The organism is Streptomyces lacaronensis (assembly GCF_047337785.1).
Classification (GTDB): Bacteria; Actinomycetota; Actinomycetes; order Streptomycetales; family Streptomycetaceae; genus Streptomyces; species Streptomyces lycopersici.
Window position 1 is genome coordinate 10,159,785 of record NZ_JBLHDK010000003.1, and the last position, 18,818, is coordinate 10,178,602.

At 71.7% G+C, this 18,818-nt stretch carries 15 protein-coding genes and 1 pseudogene; 6 read left to right on the forward strand and 10 right to left on the reverse strand.

Annotated features, from left to right (window positions below; all coding sequences use genetic code 11):
• The first annotated feature begins 30 nt into the window (after positions 1 to 30).
• The 4 genes from ACMTAK_RS43955 to ACMTAK_RS43970 are packed head-to-tail and all read left to right on the forward strand — an operon-like array spanning position 31 to position 4,809.
• Entirely contained in the window at positions 31 to 1,119 is a 1,089-nt protein-coding gene (locus ACMTAK_RS43955; RefSeq protein WP_413811329.1) for a mandelate racemase/muconate lactonizing enzyme family protein, read from the forward strand.
• Positions 1,116 to 2,195, forward strand: coding sequence for an ABC transporter permease (locus tag ACMTAK_RS43960; protein WP_413811330.1), 1,080 nt, complete (start codon positions 1,116 to 1,118; stop codon positions 2,193 to 2,195). The genes ACMTAK_RS43955 and ACMTAK_RS43960 overlap by 4 nt, the downstream gene beginning before the upstream one ends.
• Entirely contained in the window at positions 2,192 to 3,259 is a 1,068-nt protein-coding gene (locus ACMTAK_RS43965; RefSeq protein WP_413811331.1) for an ABC transporter permease, read from the forward strand. Before ACMTAK_RS43960 ends, ACMTAK_RS43965 begins: the two co-directional genes overlap by 4 nt.
• The gene (locus ACMTAK_RS43970; RefSeq protein ID WP_413811332.1) at positions 3,256 to 4,809 is read left to right on the forward strand and encodes a sugar ABC transporter ATP-binding protein; all 1,554 of its coding nucleotides are present in this window, start codon (positions 3,256 to 3,258) and stop codon (positions 4,807 to 4,809) included. Before ACMTAK_RS43965 ends, ACMTAK_RS43970 begins: the two co-directional genes overlap by 4 nt.
• Here the strand turns inward: ACMTAK_RS43970 and ACMTAK_RS43975 are convergent.
• From ACMTAK_RS43975 to ACMTAK_RS43995, 5 genes and pseudogenes are all read right to left on the reverse strand, one after another.
• Positions 4,787 to 5,506 carry a GntR family transcriptional regulator gene (locus tag ACMTAK_RS43975; RefSeq protein WP_413811333.1) on the reverse strand — a complete coding sequence of 240 codons (720 nt, stop codon included), beginning with the start codon at positions 5,504 to 5,506 and terminating at the stop codon, positions 4,787 to 4,789. The two genes, ACMTAK_RS43970 and ACMTAK_RS43975, sit on opposite strands and share 23 nt — an antisense overlap.
• A 224-nt stretch (positions 5,507 to 5,730) precedes the next feature.
• A pseudogene (locus tag ACMTAK_RS43980) lies at positions 5,731 to 5,967 on the reverse strand (hydroxyacid dehydrogenase); the annotation flags it as partial.
• A gap of 23 nt (positions 5,968 to 5,990) precedes the next feature.
• Positions 5,991 to 6,605, reverse strand: coding sequence for a histidine phosphatase family protein (locus ACMTAK_RS43985; protein ID WP_413811334.1), 615 nt, complete (start codon positions 6,603 to 6,605; stop codon positions 5,991 to 5,993).
• On the reverse strand, positions 6,602 to 8,089 hold the full coding sequence (locus ACMTAK_RS43990; protein WP_413811335.1) for an FGGY-family carbohydrate kinase: 1,488 nt from the start codon (positions 8,087 to 8,089) through the stop codon (positions 6,602 to 6,604). Before ACMTAK_RS43990 ends, ACMTAK_RS43985 begins: the two co-directional genes overlap by 4 nt.
• Positions 8,082 to 9,650 carry an FGGY family carbohydrate kinase gene (locus ACMTAK_RS43995; RefSeq protein WP_413811336.1) on the reverse strand — a complete coding sequence of 523 codons (1,569 nt, stop codon included), beginning with the start codon at positions 9,648 to 9,650 and terminating at the stop codon, positions 8,082 to 8,084. Before ACMTAK_RS43995 ends, ACMTAK_RS43990 begins: the two co-directional genes overlap by 8 nt.
• Positions 9,651 to 9,983: 333 nt before the next feature.
• Between ACMTAK_RS43995 and ACMTAK_RS44000 the strand changes: the two genes are divergently transcribed.
• Both ACMTAK_RS44000 and ACMTAK_RS44005 read left to right on the forward strand, forming a co-directional pair.
• Positions 9,984 to 10,760 (forward strand): DeoR/GlpR family DNA-binding transcription regulator, encoded by a 777-nt coding sequence (locus ACMTAK_RS44000; RefSeq protein ID WP_413811337.1) that lies wholly within the window; start codon positions 9,984 to 9,986, stop codon positions 10,758 to 10,760.
• A 202-nt stretch (positions 10,761 to 10,962) separates the two neighbouring features.
• Complete coding sequence (locus ACMTAK_RS44005; RefSeq protein ID WP_413811338.1) at positions 10,963 to 11,283, forward strand: hypothetical protein; 321 nt, start codon at positions 10,963 to 10,965, stop codon at positions 11,281 to 11,283.
• A gap of 37 nt (positions 11,284 to 11,320) precedes the next feature.
• On the opposite strand, the gene ACMTAK_RS44010 is transcribed toward ACMTAK_RS44005, so the two are convergent.
• From ACMTAK_RS44010 to ACMTAK_RS44030, 5 genes are read right to left on the reverse strand one after another with little or no spacing between them, the layout of a single operon-like run.
• Positions 11,321 to 12,589 (reverse strand): alpha-L-fucosidase, encoded by a 1,269-nt coding sequence (locus tag ACMTAK_RS44010; protein ID WP_413811339.1) that lies wholly within the window; start codon positions 12,587 to 12,589, stop codon positions 11,321 to 11,323.
• A 51-nt stretch (positions 12,590 to 12,640) separates the two neighbouring features.
• Entirely contained in the window at positions 12,641 to 15,595 is a 2,955-nt protein-coding gene (locus tag ACMTAK_RS44015; protein WP_413811340.1) for a glycoside hydrolase family 2 TIM barrel-domain containing protein, read from the reverse strand.
• Entirely contained in the window at positions 15,595 to 16,431 is an 837-nt protein-coding gene (locus ACMTAK_RS44020) for a carbohydrate ABC transporter permease (protein ID WP_413811341.1), read from the reverse strand. Before ACMTAK_RS44020 ends, ACMTAK_RS44015 begins: the two co-directional genes overlap by 1 nt.
• A gap of 9 nt (positions 16,432 to 16,440) precedes the next feature.
• On the reverse strand, positions 16,441 to 17,424 hold the full coding sequence (locus ACMTAK_RS44025; protein ID WP_413811342.1) for a carbohydrate ABC transporter permease: 984 nt from the start codon (positions 17,422 to 17,424) through the stop codon (positions 16,441 to 16,443).
• 3 nt (positions 17,425 to 17,427) lie between these two features.
• Positions 17,428 to 18,708 carry an extracellular solute-binding protein gene (locus ACMTAK_RS44030; protein ID WP_413811343.1) on the reverse strand — a complete coding sequence of 427 codons (1,281 nt, stop codon included), beginning with the start codon at positions 18,706 to 18,708 and terminating at the stop codon, positions 17,428 to 17,430.
• Positions 18,709 to 18,818 lie beyond the last annotated feature (110 nt).

Genomic DNA, 18,818 nt, shown 5'->3' on the forward strand with positions numbered 1-18,818 from the left:
CGCCGCACCACAGAAAGTGGACATCACCGGATGAGCATCATCACGACCGCCACGGCCAAGCTGGCCGACATCGCCGTGGAGACCGACCGCACCGACGCGGTGCAGTCCTTCGTCAAGCAGGAGACGGTACTCGTCGACCTCACCACGGCCGACGGCAGCGCGGGCACCGGCTACGCGTACACCATCGGCACCGGCGGCACCTCCGTACTGGCGCTGCTGCGGGACCACCTGCTGCCCGCCCTCATCGGGCGGGACGCGCGCAACGTCGAGGCGCTGTGGCAGCGGCTGTTCGCCCTGACCCGCGCGACCACCACCGGAGCCATCACCTCGCTCGCGCTCGCCGCCGTGGACACCGCGCTGTGGGACGTGCGCTGCAAGCGCGCGGGCGAGCCACTGTGGCGGCTGGCCGGCGGCCACCGCCAGGAGGTCCCGGTCTACGACACCGAGGGCGGCTGGCTCCATCTCACCACCGACGACCTGGTGAAGGGGGCGCTGCGGGCCCAGAAGGCCGGGTGGGCCGGTATCAAGATCAAGGTGGGCAAGCCGCATCCCGCCGAGGACGCCGAGCGGCTGCGCGCGGTACGCGAGGCGGTCGGCCCGTCGCTGCACATCATGACGGACGCCAATCAGTCGCAGACGATGTCCTCCGCCCTCCGGCTGGCGGCCGCGCTGGAGCCCTATGACCCGTACTGGCTCGAGGAGCCCCTTCCGGCGGACGACATCAGCGGCCATGCCCGGCTGGCGCGGGCGACCCGGATTCCCGTCGCCGCCGGTGAATCCCTGTACGCGCTCCCGCAGTTCCGCACCTACCTCGAGACGGGCGCCGCCTCCGTCGTGCAGGTCGACGCCGCCCGGGTCGGCGGGATCACACCCTGGCTCAAGGTCGCCCACACCGCCGAGAGCCACAACGTCGTGGTGTGCCCGCACTTCCTGATGGAACTGCATGTCAGCCTCGTGGCCGCGGTGCCCAACGGCAGGTACGTCGAGCACATCCCGCAGCTGCGGGCCGTGACCCGCGGTGAGCTGACCATGTGCGACGGGATGGCCGTTGCGCCCGACGTGCCGGGGATCGGTATCGACTGGGACATGGACGCCATCGACGACCGGAGGGTGGCATGACGGCGCCCGTCATCCCGCCGGACCGTGACACCCGCTCCGCCCGGGCCACACCATCGCGCCCCGCGCACCGGCTGCCGTTCTGGGTGAACCAGCGGCTCGGCCTGCTGGTGCTCGTCGTCGGGCTCAGCGCCGTGTTCGGTGTGGTGCAGCCGACCTTCCTCGACGAGCGGCTCGTGCTGTTCCCGCTGGTGCGGGACATCTCCACACTGACCGTGGTGGCGCTCGCCCAGATGGTCGTCCTGTCGGTGGGGCATATGAACCTGGCCGTCGGACGGATGGCCGCCTTCGGAGCGCTGTTCGCGGGGCTCGGATACGACCGGCTGGGGCTGCCACTGCCGCTCGGCCTGCTGCTGTGCCTGTGCGCCGGAGCCGCCATCGGCGCGCTGACCGGCTGGATCATCACCCGTACCGGGGTGAGCTCCTTCGTCGTGACCCTCGCGATGGACTTCGCGCTGCTGGGACTCGTCTCCCTGCTCTACTCGGCCCTGACCGAGAACGCCGCGTTCACCACCAAGCCGTCGGGGCTCGCGGAACTGCGCTCGTACTCGCTCGCCGACATCTGCGTCGGACCGGTGTGCGGATCCCCGGTGATACCGCAGCTCGCGCAGTTCACCGTCCTGGCCCTGCTCGGCCTCGGTTTCCTGTACGGGGCCACTCGCATCGGCCGGGAGCTGCTGCTCACCGGCGCCAACCCCGCGGCGGCGGAGCTGTCCGGCATCCCCACCGGCCGCCGTGTCATCCTGGCGCACACGCTCTCGGGGCTGCTCGCCGCGCTCGCCGGATTCATGGCCGCCGTCAGCACCGGCACCTTTCGCGCCTCCATCGGGGACGACTTCATGCTGCCCTCGTTCCTCGGCTCGGTGCTCGGCGGCACCCTGCTCACCGGTGGCGTCGTCTCCGTCGTGGGATCGCTGCTGGGCACGGCCCTGGTCGGGGTCATCCGCAAGGGGCTCGATCTGCTCGGGGTGGGGCTGGAAAGCCTGAACATCTACCTCGGATGCGTTCTCCTCCTGGCCCTCTCGGCCGACCGGGTGCGCACCGTGGTGTCCCATCGCAAGGTGGTGCGTTCGACATGATGACGATCCGCGATCGGGGCGCCGCGGCCCTGCGCCGCTTCTCCCGCTCCACGACGATGACCCTGCTGTGCGTGGTGCTCATCGGCTACCTCGCCCTGGGCGTGGCCTCCTCCGGCTCGTTCTTCGAGGGCCCGTCGGTGCGCACCTTCCTGCGCTACCTGGCCACCCCCGTTCTCATCGGGCTGGCCCAGATGGTGGCGCTGTGCGTCGGACAGCTCAATCTCGCGGTGGGGGCGCTCGGTGGCTTCACCGCCTGCTTGATGGGCGTCCTCATGGCGGACCAGGGCGTGCCCGCCCCGGTCGCGGTGGTGGCCGGTGTGCTGACGGCCACGGCCGTCGGCCTGGTGACGGGCCTGTTCATCGTGGTCACGAAGATCAACGGCTTTATCGTCACGCTCGGGACGATGACGATCCTCCAGGGGGCGCAGTACGGGCTGACCGGCACCCGCACCGTCGACGGATACTCCGCCGCCCTGAGGGACTTCGGCCGGGCGGCCCCGCTGAACGTACCGCTGGTGTTCGTCACCGCGCTGGCCGCCGCGGCCCTGCTGGCCGCCTTCCTGTACCGCGCCACCGCCGGCCGCCGGCTGCTCGCGGCAGGTGGCAATCCGCTGGCGGCCAGGCTTTCGGGCATCTCCACCGACCGGCAGATCGTGCTCGCCCACACCCTGTCGGGGCTCCTGATCGGCGTGGCCGCCCTGACCGCCACGGCGTCGCTGCCCGGAGTCAACCGCAGTGTCGGCGGCGACTGGCTGCTGCCCAGCTTCGCGGCTCCCATCATCGGCGGCGTCGCGCTCACCGGTGGCTCGGTCGCGGTGCTCGGCACGGTGCTGGCGGCCTTCGTGATGCGGCTCATCGACGCCGCACGCGCCCAGTTCTCGCTCGATCCGAGCTGGGTGAACTTCCTCATCGGCGTGGTCGTGCTCGGCACGGTGGTGGGCGGCCGCATCCACCAGAGCCACTTGGCCAAGAGGGGTGGTTCGCGCGGGAGCGCACCGCCCGCACCACCGCGAAGCGACGCGCGGCCCGCCGCCGTGTCGCCGCACACGGGAGGCTCCGGATGAGTGACGTCCTTCTCGACTGCCAGGCCATCGTCAAGGTGTTTCCCGGCGTACGGGCCCTGGACGGCGTGGGACTGCGCCTCACCGCCGGGTCCGTCCACGCGCTGCTCGGCGAGAACGGCGCGGGAAAGTCCACCCTCATCAAGGTCCTGACCGGGGTGCACACCCCCGACAGCGGCCGTCTCCTCTGGTGCGGCGACGAAGTCCATCCGCGCTCGCCACTGGAGGCCACCCGCATCGGCATCGGCGTGGTGCACCAGGAGCGCAATCTGATTCCCGGCTTCTCGGTGGCCGAGAACATCACACTGCAGAGCCCTCCTTCGCACCGGGGTCTCATCGACCGCGCCGCCATGACCGACCCCGCTCTGCGCTGCCTCGGAGAGCTGGGCCTGGACCTCGACCCGGACCGGCCGGTCCGTGAACTGTCCGTGGCGCAGCAGCAGTTGGTGGAGATCGCCAAGGCCCTGTACACCGAGAGCCGGGTGCTGCTCCTCGACGAGCCGACCGCCTCCCTCTCCCCGCGCGAGGCGGAGCGCCTCTTCGAGGTCGTGCGGCGGCTGAAGGCCCGGGGCACGTGTGTCGTCTTCGTCAGCCACAAGCTGGAGGAGGTGTTCGCCATCTGTGACACCGTCACCGTGCTGCGTGACGGTGCCTCCGTGCTCGAATCCTCGCCGCTCGCCGAGCACACACCGGACGACGTGGTCGCGCTCATGGTGGGCCGCGCCCACGCGGCGACCGAGATGCGTCCCCGGCAGGTGGACACGTCCGCCCCGCCGGTGCTCTCGTTCGACGGAGTGTCCACCGCCGCCGGCCACCGGGACATCAGCCTGGACGTCCGGCCCGGCGAGATCGTCGGGCTGTACGGGCTGGTGGGCGCGGGGCGCAGCGAACTGGTCAAGGCGATGCTCGGCCTCGACCGCGTCACCGGCGGCGAGATCCGGGTGCACGGCGAGCCGGTGCGCATCACCTCCCCCCGGCAGGCGCTGCACCGCTTCGGCATCGGCTATCTCACCGAGAACCGCAAGGAGGAAGGGGTCTTCCTGGAGCAGCCCATCGTCCGGAACATCACGGTGACGGTGTGGAAGAGGCTGGCGAAGGCGCTCGGCTTCGTCTCCGCGCGCGAGGAGCGGGACGTGGCGAAGGACCTCGTCGAACGTCTCGGCATCCGTGTCGCCGGGCTCGGACGACACGCCGGTGAGCTCTCCGGTGGCAACCAGCAGAAGGTGAGCCTGGCGAAGTGGCTGGCGGCCGACACCCGGCTGCTCATCGTCGACGAGCCGACCGTGGGTGTCGATGTGCGCACCAAGCACGCCTTCCACCAACTCATCTGGGAGCTGGCCCGGGATGGGCTGCCCATTCTGCTGATCAGCAGCGATCTCGCGGAGATGATCACGCTCGCGGACCGGGTGGTGGTGATGGCCGACCACCGGATCCGCGGCGAGGTGGACAACGACCGCGACTACGAGCGGATGAGCGGCCGGATCATCCGCGTCATCCACGACCGCGCGACGTCGGCGGTGCGTCCGCGGGTCAGGACTCCTCGTCCCGGCTGAGCTGGCGCCCGAGGCTGCGGGCGAGGTGCTCCGCCATCGCTTCGGCCGCGCGGTCGGCATTGCGGCGCAATATCGCGTGCACCACGCGCTGGTGCTCCGCGAGGGTCGGGTCGTCGGCGCCGAGTTGGCTGCTCAGCCGGAAGATGTGCAGATGGGAGTGGAGCCGCTGCACCGCGTCCGCGAGCAGCGGCCGCCCGGACGCCTGGGCGATCGCGTCGTGGAGGCGCTGGTCGAGGGCGGCGAAGCCGCGGTAGGCCGCGTAGCGCCCGGCGGCGGTCCCCGGGTGGGTGTGCATCTCCTCCGCGATCCGCTCGATGGCGTCGAGCTGGTCCTCACTGGCGTTGACCGCGGCGAGCGCGGCCGCCCTCGGCTCCAGCAGCTGCCGCATCTCGAAGAGCTCCTCGAGCCCCTGCCGGGTCAGCAGCTCGGTGGTGCGGTACCCCGACAGCGGTCTCTTCACCACCAGGCCGTCCGCCTCCAGTCTGGCCAGCGCCTCCCGGATGGGGGTGGGGGAGACGCTGAGGGCGCGGGACAGGGCCTCGATGCTGACGCGTGCGCCGGGGGTGATCTCATGGTCCATGACCATGGCCTTGATGTTCTCGTAGACGCTGTCCGAGAGCGCCTGGCGGGCGGGCGGCACATCCCGCCCCCGCCCTTCCCGCGGTGCCCCGGTCGCGGAGGTGTCCTGCGGCGGCATCCGGCCTCCTGCTGCTGATCGGGGCGTATCGGGGCAGCAACAGTTTACCCAGGTGAGGGACGCCGTTCAGGGGCGAGCCGAGCCGGGCCCGGCCATCGGGGGCCCCGATCGGCGAGATGGCGTCAGCTGTGCGAGGGCACCGCCTGGGGGTTGGCGCAGTGGGCGAGCGGTCCGCCGCGCGGGATACGGGAGCGGGTGAGCAGTTCCTCCAGGGAGACCAGCCGGGCCACGCCCGCCACCGCGTCGGGGTCGGCGTTGACCGGGCCGCCGCGGCTGACGCGGAACGGTTCGAGGCCGGGGCAGGCCCGCGGGACCCGTTCGGTGAGCGGGGCCATCCGCGTCACACAGATCCGCCGCCCGCGCAGCGCCTCGATGAGCTCCTCTTCGGTGCCGGACGCCTCGTCGGTGAGCAGTCGGGGCAGCACGAAGTGGTCGCCGGCGGCGAGGACGGTGGTGGACACGGTGGCACTCCGAAAGGAAGGGGTCAGTCGGGGGTCAGGGCCGGGGCGTTGAGCCGCAGAAGCGATGCCCGGCCGTCCCGCAGACGCAGTTCGGTCAGGGCGCCGTTCTCCAGCCGGGGGAACACCTGGCGGTAGCGGGCGAGCGGAATGCCGAGCACCTGGCACAGGACCAGGCGGACGAGGGTGGAGTGGGCGACGACCAGGACCCGTCCCCCGGACACCTCCCGCCCGATGTCCGTCAGACAGGCGATCGCGCGGTCGGCGGCCGCCGCCGGGTCCTCGCCACCGGGCAGGTGATGGGCGACCGGATCGGCCAGGAACGCGGCCAGCTCCGCCGGGAACCGCTCCCGCATCTCCGCCCGGGTCAGCCCCTCGCCGCGCCCGAAGTCCACCTCGTACAGCCGCTCGTCGACGCGCGGGGTGAGGCCGAGCGCGGCCGCGGCGGGCTCGGCGGTGAGCCGGGCGCGGGACAGCGGTGAGCTGAGCACCGCGTCCAGCCGCCGGCCCGCGGCCCAGGCGCCGAGCTCGGCGGCCTGCTTGTGCCCGTGTTCGGTCAGTGGCACATCGGTACGGCCGGCGTAGCGGTTCTCCGCGTGCCACACGGTCTCCCCGTGCCGTACGAGGACGAAGTCGGTCACTGGTCGGCCTTTCTATGGGCGTGCGCGGCCACCTCGGACTCCAGCCAGCCCCGGCGGACCAGTTCGTCGACGAAGCCGAGGTAGACGGGGAGCAGCCGTGCGGTGCGGGCGGAATCGGGGTGCAGTTCGACTCCGTCGCGCACCATGGCGGCGGCGGCCCGCTCCAGCGTGACGCCCGAGGCGGTGGCGGCGAGTACCGCCATGCCGACGGCGCTCTCGGCCTGCTCGGGCAGGGTCACGCTCCGGCCGAGGAGGTCGGCGCGCAGCCGCGACCAGTAGCGGTTGCGGGCGCCGCCGCCGGTCAGGCTCAGCGGGCCGGCCACGGGAGCGCCGATGTGATCCAGGTGGTCGAGGCAGAGCCGCTCCACACAGGCCACGCCGAGCAGACAGGCGTGGAACTCCTCGGCCGCGCCGCAGGGTTCGCCCAGGACGAAGGGGCGTGCGTCGGGCGCCCGGAAGGGAAAGCGTTCGCCCCGCTCGCCGACGAGCGGGTAGACGACCGCGGTGGAGCCGGTCGCGGCGGCCGCTTCGGTGCGGGCGTCGAGGTCGGCGCCGGGGAAGCGCCGGGTCAGTACGCCCGCGCCGCTGCTGGAGGCGCCGCCGGGCAGCCAGCTGCCGCCGGGCCCGCGGTGGCAGTAGACCACCCCGGCGGGGTCGTGCACCGGACGGGGGCTGGCGCCCTTGAGGACCAGGGTGGTGCCCAGCACCGAGTTCCAGGCCCCCGGGCCGAGCGCGCCCGCCCCGATCTGGGCGGCGCAGCCGTCGGTCATCCCGGCGACGATGGGGGTGTCGACGGGGATTCCGGTGACCGCGGTGGCCCGCGCGCAGACCGTGCCGATCACGGTGCCCGGCCGTACGACCTCCGGCAGCAGGCCATCGGGGACGCCGAGGGCGGCCAGCTCCTCGGCGGGCCAGCGGTCGGCGAGCAGGTCGTAGCCCGTCTTCAGGGCGTGGCTGGCGTCGCCGGGGGTCTGCCGTCCGGCCAGCCGCCAGGTGATCAGGTCGGCCTGGTGCAGCAGCCGGGACCCCGGTGGGACATCGGTGTGCCGGAGCAGCCACAGGAGTTTGGGCAGGGCCCAGGACGGCTGCATGGTGCGGTAGCCGAGCCGCTCCCAGACCGCCGCGCCGACGGTGTTGACGTGGTCGGCGTGGTCCGCGGCGCGCCCGTCGTCGTACATCAGGGCCGGGGTGAGGGGCGTTCCGGACGGGTCGGCGAGGAGGACGGTCCCGGAGGTGGCGTCCACCGCCACACCCCGCACCCGCCCGTCGTCGATGCCGCTCAGGGCCTCGCGGCAGGCGGCACCGGCGGCGGACCACCACTGCTCGGGGTCCTGTTCGTGGCGTACGCCGTCGCGGTGGCCGGTCAGGGGGCGGGAGGCCGCGGCGAGCAGCTTCCCGGTGCCGTCCACGGCGACCGCGCGCACGCTCTGCGTACCGAGGTCCAGGCCGAGATGGACGGCGTCGGGGGAGAGGGCGTCAGACATCCGAGGTCTCCGGACGGGGGCCGTGGGGGCGCTGAGCGGGGGTGCGGGTGGGCGGTCGGGCCGGCGACGCGTCCGGTCCCCGGGATGGCGACCAGCCAACGGACCGGGCCGCGTCCCGCCAGGCCAGGTGTGCCGCGGACAGCTCGTCGTAGAGCACGGCCCGGTCCGGGTCGGGTGCCCAACTGGCGCCCATACGGATGTACTTGGCGGCGGACTCCTCCAGGCTCCGCTCGGCGCCGGTGAGCACCAGACCGGTGAGGAAGGCGCCCTTCGCGCCCGGCTCGGTGTCGGTGCCGCGCGCCGTCGGGACGCCGGTGGCATCGGCGATGAGCTGACACCAGCGGTCGCTGCCCGCACCTCCGCCACACAGCCGCAGCTCGTGCACCTCGGTTCCGGAGGCTCGCAGGCAGTCCCGTACGACGAGGGACAGCCCCTCGAAGACCGCACGGGCCAGGTCGGCGCGGGTGTGGTCCAGCGACAGGCCCCAGAAGGTGCCGCGGGCCCGCCCGTCGAGGAACGGGGCGCGTTCCCCGGCGGGTGAGAGGTAGGGGAGGAAGCCCAGCCCGGCGGCGCCGGGTGCGGACGCGGAGGCGAGGTCACCGAGCGCGGCGGGGCTCTCGACGGCCAGTGTCCGGCACGCCCAGTCCAGCACTTCGGTGCCCGAGAGGGTGGGAAGGGCACGCAGCAGACGGCCGTGGCGGCCGAAGGCGATGGTGATGCCGCACGGCTCGCCCGAGGTGTCCACGCACCGGCGCACCACCTCGGTGCACAGGGTGGTGCCGAGGATGGCACACGCCTGTCCGGGGTCGACGACCCCGGCGCCGCGTGCGGTGGCGGCGATGTCGTAAGGCGCCATCACGACGGGAAGGCCGGTGGCCAGGCCCAGTTCGGCCGCCGCGTGGTGGGTGAGCTCGGCCACGCACTCGTCGTGTCCGAGGACGCGCGGCAGCAGCCGACGGGCCCACGCCAGGCCGAAAAGGTCCACGATCGCCGGGTCGTACCCGCCCGTGGCGTGGTCGAGGAAGGGGGCCGACGCGTCGGAGGCGTCGATCGCCGTGACGCCGGTGAGCCTCAGGAACAGCCAGCCCGCCGCGGTCAGCGCGGTGTGCGAGCGCTCCAGACGCGCCGGATCGTGCCCGGCGAGCCAGGTGAGCACCGCGTTGGGCATGCCCGCGCAGGTGAGGGAGCCGTTGCGGCGGTACGCCTCCGCCAGGACGCCATCGGCCTGCCAGCGCGCGAGCAGATCACCGGCGCGCCCGTCGGACCAGAGGATCGCCGGACCGGTGGGGCGGCCGTCGCCGTCGACCAGCCAGCAGCCGTCCCCCTGGGCGGTGAACGCGATCAGCCGCACCGCGTCATGCCCGGGCCCCAGTTGGGCCAGGGCGCCGCGCACGGTGGAGGCGACCCCGCGCCACACCGCGTCCATGTCCTGCTCGGCCCATCCGGGGTGAGGTCGCAGCACCTCCGTACCGGTGCGGGAGACCGCCACTTCCCTTCCCTCGGTGTCGAACACGACGGACTTGATGACCGACGTGCCGACGTCGACAGTGAGAACCGTCATGACCGAAATACCTGCCCCTTCACCACGGCCGGAGCAGCGGCGTACCAGTGATCGCCACCGCTTCGGAGGAACCGACGCCGTCGGCGGAATTCCGCGCCGGCAAACCCAGAGAATCGCCGCGGGGAAGTCACGTCAATCGGGGCGCGGGATCATCCCGCGGCCGGACCACGGCACCGTGCGATGTCCTGGACCACCTGCCCCGCACACGGGGGAGGCGACGGTCCGCGGGCGTGTTACCTTCGCGTGAGTTTCACATCAGTTCGTCTCACGTCGGTCCGCGCGGCACCGCGCCGTGGTGGTGCGGAAGGGATGAGGAGCGAGGAGCCGCAGGCCATGACCCGTACGGATGGGCAGGAGGAGCGGCGGCGCCGGCTGCGCGAACTGGTCACGACCAAGGGCTTCGTCCGCACCTCGGAGCTGGCGGCCGAGTTCGCCGTCAGTGTGATGACCATCCACCGCGACCTGGACGCCCTCCAGGCGCAGGGCTGGCTGCGCAAGGTGCGCGGCGGCGCGAGCTGTCTGCCGTCCACGCAGTTCCACGGCAGTGTCGGCGAGCGCATGGCGACGATGACGCGGACCAAACAGCGGCTGGCGCGGGCGGCCGCCGAGGAGCTGGCTCCCGGCCAGATCGTGGTGGTCGACGACTCCACCACCTGCCTGGGCCTGACCCGGCACCTGCCCCACCGCACACCGATCACGGTGATCACCAACTCGCTGCCCGCCATCACGGCTCTGGCCAAGGAGCCAGGGGCGGCGCTGGTGGCGCTCGGCGGCACCTACTTCCCGGCGTACGACGCGTTCATGGGACCCCACACCGCGCAGAGCGTGTCCGCCTTCCGCGCCGATGTGCTGTTCATGTCCACCACCGCCGTCACCGCGGGCCGCTGCTACCACATGTCACCCGAGACGGTGCAGGTCAAGCAGGCGATGATGGCCGCCGCGGCACGCCGCGTACTCCTCGTCGACCATACGAAGTTCGCCAACCAGGGGCTGTACGCCCTGGCTCCGCTCACCGACTTCGACCTGGTCGTGGTGGATGACGCGGCACCGGCCGGGGAGGTGCGCGGGCTGCGCGAGCGCGGCGTCGACGTGCGCGTCGTCCCTCGGTGATGGGTCGGACCACGACAGTGACGGTCAGGTACTTCAGTTTCCGTACGCATCGAGCGCACCATGGAGCGGCCGCCGTAAACACGGCGCCCGTCTTACTCGGTATCTGACGTTCACCACACCCGCCACATCCTCTCGCCCCACCCCACTCGCCGTGGTCGGGGCTTTCCCACAGCAGCCGCAGCGGCATTGCCATGCGCAGTCCATGCCCGCGTTCCGTGCTGCCACAACGGAGCAGGCCGCCCCGGCCGAGGAGGAGGTGGTGACGGTGCCGGTGGCCGCCCCGGGCACCGCCATCGCGGTGGACGAGGAGCCCGAGGCGCGGCGCCCGGCCGAGGTCGGGCGCCGCTCATGGTGGGGCGCGGCGTTCGCCGCCCCGAGTACCGCGAGATCGACCCGTCGGTCAAGGCGCAGAACACCGGCCTCGGCCGGCCAGCCGCCCGGCACCCTGACCCTGACCCTGCCGGTCGTCCGCCCCGAGGTGGCGGTACCGGTCGTGGAACTGTTCCTGCGCCAGGACACCTGACGCTGGATCGGGGCGCGCGCCCTGGCCTCCGGTGAGCTCAGAAGCGGCCGGCGCCCCGGTACAGGTCCAGTTCGCCGTCCAGCTCGACGGCGAGGACCGTCGCGTGTTCGTCCAGGTCCTCGGTGGCGGGCTGGTCGATCCACAGCACGCCGGGGACCTCGTGCAGGCCGCCGATCACCTGGTGGCCCAGCTCGGTGCCGGTGCCGAGGACGCTGACCCGCCGTACCGGGGTGCGCAGGCCGCGCACGCCGATGGGGCCGCGTGGGATGTCGAACACGGTGAGGTAGAGCGTGCGGCGGTCGGCGGAGAGCGTGCTGGGGCCGTAGTGGTGCCCGGCGGGCAGGCCGCGGACCGTGCCGTAGACGGCCTCGGGGTGCCGGGCGATCCACGCGCCCATGCCCTCGAGGCGTTCGACCTGTTCGGCCGGGATGGTGCCGTCCTCCTTGGGGCCCACGGACAGCAGCAGGTTTCCGCCGCCGCCGATGGTCTCCGTGAAGTACCGGATGAGCCGGCCGGTCGACTTGTAGTTGTGGTCGTGGTGGCGGTAGCCCCATGAGTCGTTGAGGGTCAGGCACAACTCCCAGGGACCGGCGGGCGGTTCGATCGGCACACCCTGTTCGGGGGTGGCGTAGTCGCCCTCGCTGAGCATGCGCGCGTTGAGCACACACCGCGGCACCTCGGAGCGGATCAGCCGGGCCAGGTCCTTGATCCGCCACTGCTCCTCGGTGCGCTCCCACTCACCGTCGAACCACAGCAGGTCGGGACGGAACCGGGTGGTCAGCTCCCGCACCTGGGCGTCGCGGTAGGCGAGGTAGCGGGCCCACGCCGCCAGATCCTCCGCTTCCTTCGGCACCTCGGCGTAGGGGTTGTCCTCCTGCTCGGGTGGGCGGCCCGCGTAGCGGGTGGAGGCGTAATCGGGGTGGTTCCAGTCGTTGTGGGCGTAGTAGAGGCCGACCTTGATGCCACGTTCCCGCATCGCCGCCGCGTACGGGCCGACCAGATCGCGTCCGGCGGGGGTGTGCCGCACCACGTCGAGGTCGCCCTCCGCGGTGTCCCACAGGGAGACGCCGTCGTGGTGGCGCGAGGTGAGCACGGCGTACCGGGCACCGGCCCGGGCGAAGAGGTCCGCCCAGTCCTCCGGGGCGTAGTGGCGGGCGGTGAAGCCGTGTCGCTGCGCCATGTACTGGTCGTGGGGGACATCGCCCTCGAAGAACGCCCAGGACTCCTGGACGCCGTCGACGGCGTAGATGCCCCAGTGGATGAAGATGCCGAACTTGGCGTCGGGGAACCAGGGTTGCATGGCCATGGTGCGGTGAACTCCCTTTTCCTGGAGGGGCCTGGAGGGGCCTGGAGGGTTCTAGAGGGCGGAAAGCGTCCAGGACCAGCGGTACGTGCCGGGGCCGACGCGGTGGCGGGCGAGGGTGTCCGGGCCGCACGAGGCGGTGCCGACACCGCGATGGGCGGCGTCGATGTGCACCACGCAGAGGTCGCGCGCGACCAGTTCGTCATGGTGCGCCGCGGCGGCCAGGTCGGCGGCGCGGTGGCGGGTGACGGAGACCTGGCACGGCGCGTCGAGGGCGACGTGCCACCGGGCGTCGAGCGTGAAGTGGCGCACCGCGTGCCGCCCGCCGCTCTCCTGCGGGCGCAGATACGGCGTGAACAGCTCGTCCACGGCGGCCTGGTGGTGGCCGACGGCCCCGCCCGCGCACCGGTCGGGGTAGGTCTCCCAGGGGCCCGGCCCGTACCAGGCGAGGCGGTCGTGCCGGGCGGCCGTCTCGAAGACCGTGCCCACGCGGGGCACATCGGTCAGTCCGCTCGGCAGCTCGGCCCTCTCCTCCACATGGATCCCGTCCGGCACCGGTCGCAGCACCTGCCGGTGGCGCACCGGACCAGCGGTGGTGTCGTACTCCGCGAGGACGGTGACCGCCCCGGCGGCGTCCCGCTCGACGGACACCAATCGACGGCGCGGGGCATCGAGCCCCCAGGCCCGCCACCGCTCGCCGAGCCCGCCCAGCTCGTCGTTGTCCGTGGGCGCCCGCCACAGCGAGAGCACCGGCGGCGCGGACAGCGCCGGATGCGCCAGCAGCCCGTCCTCGCCGACCTCCACCGGCGGCAGGCCGTGGCCGTCGACCGGTGTGGCGGGCGCGGTGGACGCGGCACGCTCCCGCAGCCGTACCCCCGGCGCGCACACCTCACCGCCGGCCGGCGCCCACGCCTCCTCCTTCGCCGTACGGACCCGCAGCGTCAGCCATGCCTCGCCCGGGGCGGACGACAGCCCGGCGAGCAGGTCCGGCGGCAGCTCGACCGGGGCGCTCGCACCCGGCGGGAGGTGCGGCAGCTCCGCCGGGACCGGCGGGTGGTCGGCGCCGTGCCCGTCGACGGACAGCACCCACTCGGCCGCCAGCCACGACAGATCGCGGAAGTGCTGGCGGTTGTGGACGCGCACCCCCTCCTCGTCGCGGGTCAGCCGCACCGGCGCGGCGATCTCCCGGTGCTCGTACATGACGGGCTTGGGCGTGCGGTCCGGGAAGACCACGCCGTCGGCGATGAACGCGCCGTCGTTCGGCGTGTCACCGAAGTCGCCGCCGTACGCCCAGCGCATCCCCGGCCCGGCGACCCCGCCGCCGTACCGGCCCGCGCCCGCGAGCCCCGCCGGGCGGCCGTCGGAGAGCCGCTGGAGGATGCCGTGGTCCCAGAACTCCCAGATGAATCCGCCCTGGAGACCGGGCGTGGCCTCGATGGCCGCCCAGTAGTCGGCGAGGCTGCCGTTGCTGTTGCCCATGGCGTGCGAGTACTCGCAGAGGATGAGCGGCTTGGTCTGCTCACCGGAGCGCGCGTGTGCGGTGATCTCGTCGATGGAGGCGTACATCGGGCAGACGATGTCGGTGACGGTGTCCGGGCGGGCCCAGCCGCGGTGCAGCGCCCCCTCGTACTGCACGGGGCGGCTCGGGTCGTGGCGGCGCACCCAGGCGGCCGCGGCGTCGTGATTGGCGCCGTAGTCGGACTCATTGCCCAGCGACCACACGATGACCGACGGATGGTTCTTGTCGCGCAGCACCATCCGCGAGACGCGATCGGTGAACGCGGCGAGGTAGCGCGGGTCGTCGGCGATCTCGTGGGCGTGGTCGTGCGCCTCGATGTCCGCCTCGTCGACGACGTACAGGCCCAGCTCGTCGCAGAGATCGAGGAAGGCCGGGTCGTTGGGGTAGTGGGAGGTGCGCACGGCGTTGAAGCCGAAGCGCTTCATGGTGGTGAGGTCGGCGCGCATGTCGTCGTACGACACCACGCGCCCGGTCAGCGGGTGGAAGTCGTGGCGGTTGACCCCGCGGATGAACACCCGCTCGCCGTTGACCAGCAGATCCCGGCCGCGCACCGCGATATCGCGGAAGCCGACGCGGTGGTACGAGGTGTCCGCGACCGAACCGTCCGCGCGGTGCAGCCGGATCACACAGTCGTAGAGGTGCGGGGTCTCCGCGGACCAGGTCCGCACCTCCGCCACGGTGGTGTGCAGCCGGGCCTCGCCGAGGAAGTCCGACACCCGCTCCTCGGCGGCGCACCGCGCGGCGTACTCCGCGTCGAACCGCAGCTCGCCGACGCCCTCCAGCGATCCGGTGACATACCACCCGGCGGGGAGGGCGCCGTGCGCCGAGCGGACCAGCGTCTCGGCCCGCAGCCGCCCGTCCGCCGGTGCGGTGATCCGCACGTCGGCCAGGTGCAGCGGGTCGACGGCGTACACATACACCGATCGCGTGATGCCACCGTGCCACCAGTGGTCCTGGTCCTCGATGTGCGAGGCGTCGGACCACTTGACCACCGTGAGCCGTACGGTCGCGCGCTCGCCCGGCCGCACGGCGTCGGTGATGTCGAACTCGCCGGCCAGGTGCGAGTCCTTGCCCATGCCCACGGGGCGGCCGCCGGCCTCGGCCAGCAGCACGCTCTCGAAGGCCCCGACATGGAGCACGATCCGCTTGCCCGCCCACTCCGCGGGGATGTCGACCTCGCGCTCGTAGACGCCCGTCGGGTTCTTCGCCGGGGAGGCCGGGGGGAACTCCGGCCAGGGCATCGTGAAGTTGGTGTAGTGCGGGAGGTCGTCGGTGCCCTGCGTGGTCCAGCAGCCGGGCACCCGGGCGGTTCCCCACCGCTCGGCGAGGGGCTCGTCGGGCGAGGCCAGCAGCTGGAACCGCCAGTCGCCGTCGAGCGCCGTCCGGCCGGTGTCCGTGGCACCGCGGACCACCGCGTGCAGCGGCAGCCGGCGCCAGGACGTGAGCTCGGGCGTCTCCCAGGGGCGGGCGTACGGGGGCGGGTGGTGCATCAGCGGATGGCTCCCTTGGCCAGGTCGGCGATGAAGTGGCGGGCCGCGAAGACGAACATGATCAGCAGCGGGATCAGGGCCAGTAGCGCACCGGCCATGACCATGCCGTAGTCCGTCATGCTGTGCACGCTGTTGAGCTGGGACAGCGCCACCTGGAGGGTGACATGGTCCGGGTTGGTCAGGGCGATCAGCGGCCAGGCGTAGTCGTTCCACTGGCTCATGAAGGTGAAGATGCCGAGGAACGCCAGGCCCGGCCGGACCACGGGCAGCGCCACATGCCAGTACTGGCGCAGGAAGCTGCAGCCGTCGAGCCGCGAGGCGTCCATCAGCTCGTCGTGGATGGCGCCCGTCATGTACTGGCGCATCCAGAAGATGCCGAACGCGTTGGCCGCCGCCGGGACGATCAGCGCGGTGAGCGAGCCGATCCAGCCCAGCTTCGCCATGATGACGAACTGCGGGATGGCGGAGAGCTGCGCGGGCAGCATGAAGATGCCCATCATCAGCCCGAACAGCAGCTTGCGGCCCGGGAAGTCGAACTTGGCGAAGACGAACGCCGCGAGCGAGTCGAAGAAGAGCACGAGCACGGTGACGGTGCCCGCGACGATCAGCGAGTTCAGCATCGACCCGAAGAAGTCGATGTTGTCGAAGAGGTGGCCGACGTTCTCCCGGAAGTGCGAACCGGGCCAGAGCTTCGGCGGATACGAGAAGATCTCGTTGGAGGTCCGGGTGGCCATCACGACGGCCAGATAGAACGGGAAGATGGACAGCAGCACGCCCGCGATCAGCGCGGTGTGCAGCGAGACACCACGGGCCATGGCCCCTTTGGTCCTGCTCATGACGGCCTCCTAGCCCTTTTCCCGGCGGTTGACCAGACGCCAGTTGATGAGGGAGAAGACCACCACGATCATGAAGATCGCCCAGGCGATGGCCGCTCCGTAGCCGAAGTCGTTGTTGTCGAAGGTCTGCTGGAAGAAGTAGAGGACCACCGTCTGTCCGGCGTGTTCGGGCCCGCCCGCGAAGGTCGACAGGCCGTCGTTGCGGCCGAGCAGCACCTGGGACTCGGAGAACGACTGCAGGCCGGTGATCGTGGAGACCACCACCGTGAACAGGATGACCGGGCGCATCATCGGCATGGTGACCGAGAAGAAGGTCCGGATCGGCCCGGCCCCGTCGACCCTCGCCGCCTCGTAGAGCTCGGTCGGGATGGTCTGGAGACCGGCCAGGAAGATGATCGCGTTGTACCCGGTCCACTGCCACGTCATCAGCGCGGCGACGGCGACCTTGATGCCCCAGGGCTCGTTGAGCCAGGCCACCTCGCTGACGCCGACGGTCCTCAGCACGGCGTTCATCAGGCCGAAGCTGGTGGAGAAGATGGAGCCGAAGATGACGGCGACGGCGACGACCGAGGTGACGGACGGCACGAAGTAGGCGAAGCGGTACACCCCCTTGAAGCGCACCGCGGAGTTCAGCATGACGGCGCTGACCAGGGCGATGAACAGCATGGGCAGGGTGCCCATGGCCCAGATCTCCAACGTGTTGAGCACCGCGTCCCAGAACTGGGTGTCGGCGAGCAGATAGCGGAACTGCGAAAGCCCCGCGTACTCCATGTCCCCCAGACCGTCCCAGCGCTGGAAGGCGAGGAAGAGGGAGAAGCCGGCCGGGATCAGGCCGAAGCACAGGAACAGCAGATAGAACGGTGAGATCGCCGCGTACAGCCGCCAGTGGCGGCGGATGCCGCTTTCGCGGCCGGAGGGCACCTTGGCCGCCGTTCCCGCCGGGCTCGGCGCGGTCGCGACCGCCGCGGCCGGTGCGGTTTTCATGTCGGCCATGGCTCAGCTCACCCCCAGGTGGTCCGCGATGCGTCGGCATTCGCTCATGGCGTCCCGCCAGGCTCGCTCGGGGTTCTTGCCGGAGATGTGCACGGAGGTCAGCTCGTCCATGATCGGCTGCTTGAGGGCCACGTCGTAGGGGCTGTTGTAGGCGACCTGGATCCGCTGAGCGGCCCGGGCGAAGATGTCGTTGGTGACCTGACCGCCGAAGAAGGGGTCGGGCTTGCGCATCGCGGCCATCTCGTAGGACGCCGGGGTGGAGGGGAAGAGCGACGCCTCCACGAAGCCACGGGTCTGGTTCTTGGGGCCGAGCAGCCAGGTGATGATCTCGAAGGCCACCTCGGGTCTGCGGCAGTACTTGGTGATCCCGAGGAACGAGCCGCCGTCGTTGGCCGGCCGCTCGGGCATCGCGGCCACCCGCCACTTGCCGGCGGACTTCGTCAGCTGCGACTTGAAGTCACCGGACACCCACGAGGCGCCGAGCTGGCTGGGCAGCCTGCCGTCCTCCAGCGCCGCGGTCTGGTCGACCGTGCCGGACTTGAAGGGGGAGACGAGACCGCGCTTCTTGCACTCCAGCGCCAGATCCCAGGCGCGGACGATGTGCTCCTGGTCGCCGATGAAGTGGCGGTCCTTGTCGACGAAGCGCTTCGCCGACTGGCCGATGCCCATGTTGAGCACCGCCAGCAGGTCATTGACCAGGTACGCGCCCTTGACCCGCTTGACCAGCCGCTCGCCCGCGGCGAAGTAGTCGTCCCAGGTGCTCATGGCCGCGGCCACCTCGGCGGGTTCGGTCGGCAGGCCCGCCTTCCGGAAGACGTCGGGGCGGTAGTAGTGCACACAGGGGCCGGTGTCGATGGGAAAGCCGATCTGACGGCCGTCGTCGGCGGTGCCCTGGGCCCACTTCCAGTCCAGGTACTGGCTCTTGAGCCGGTTCGCGCCGAGCGTGTTGAGGTCGATGAACTGGTCGGCGTTGGACAGCAGCGAGGCGATGTCCTCGCCCTTCAGGCCGGTGATGTCGGGCGCGTAGGCGCGGGCGGTCAGTGTCGTCAGCAGCTTGGAGCGGAAGTATCCGCCGATCTGGGTGGCCTTGAGGTCGACCTGGGTGAAGTGCTTGGCGGCGTCCTCCACCAGCTTGTCGCTCAGTCCACCACCCCAGTACCAGAGTGTCATGTTCCGGCCGGTCGATCCGGCCGGGACCGCACAGCCCGCGGCCGCGCCGCCCAGCACGGCGGCCGAGGTGGTCGCCAGGCCCGCGCGAAGCAGTCCTCTGCGTGAGGGGTGCACTGCTTCACCGCCTTTCGGTGTCTCGTCGTTGAGGTGTCGGGGTGTTGCCGTGGGGGTCCTTGAGAAGGGGATTTCCGTGAAGAGGTGGCGCCGCGTCACCACGGCGTGGC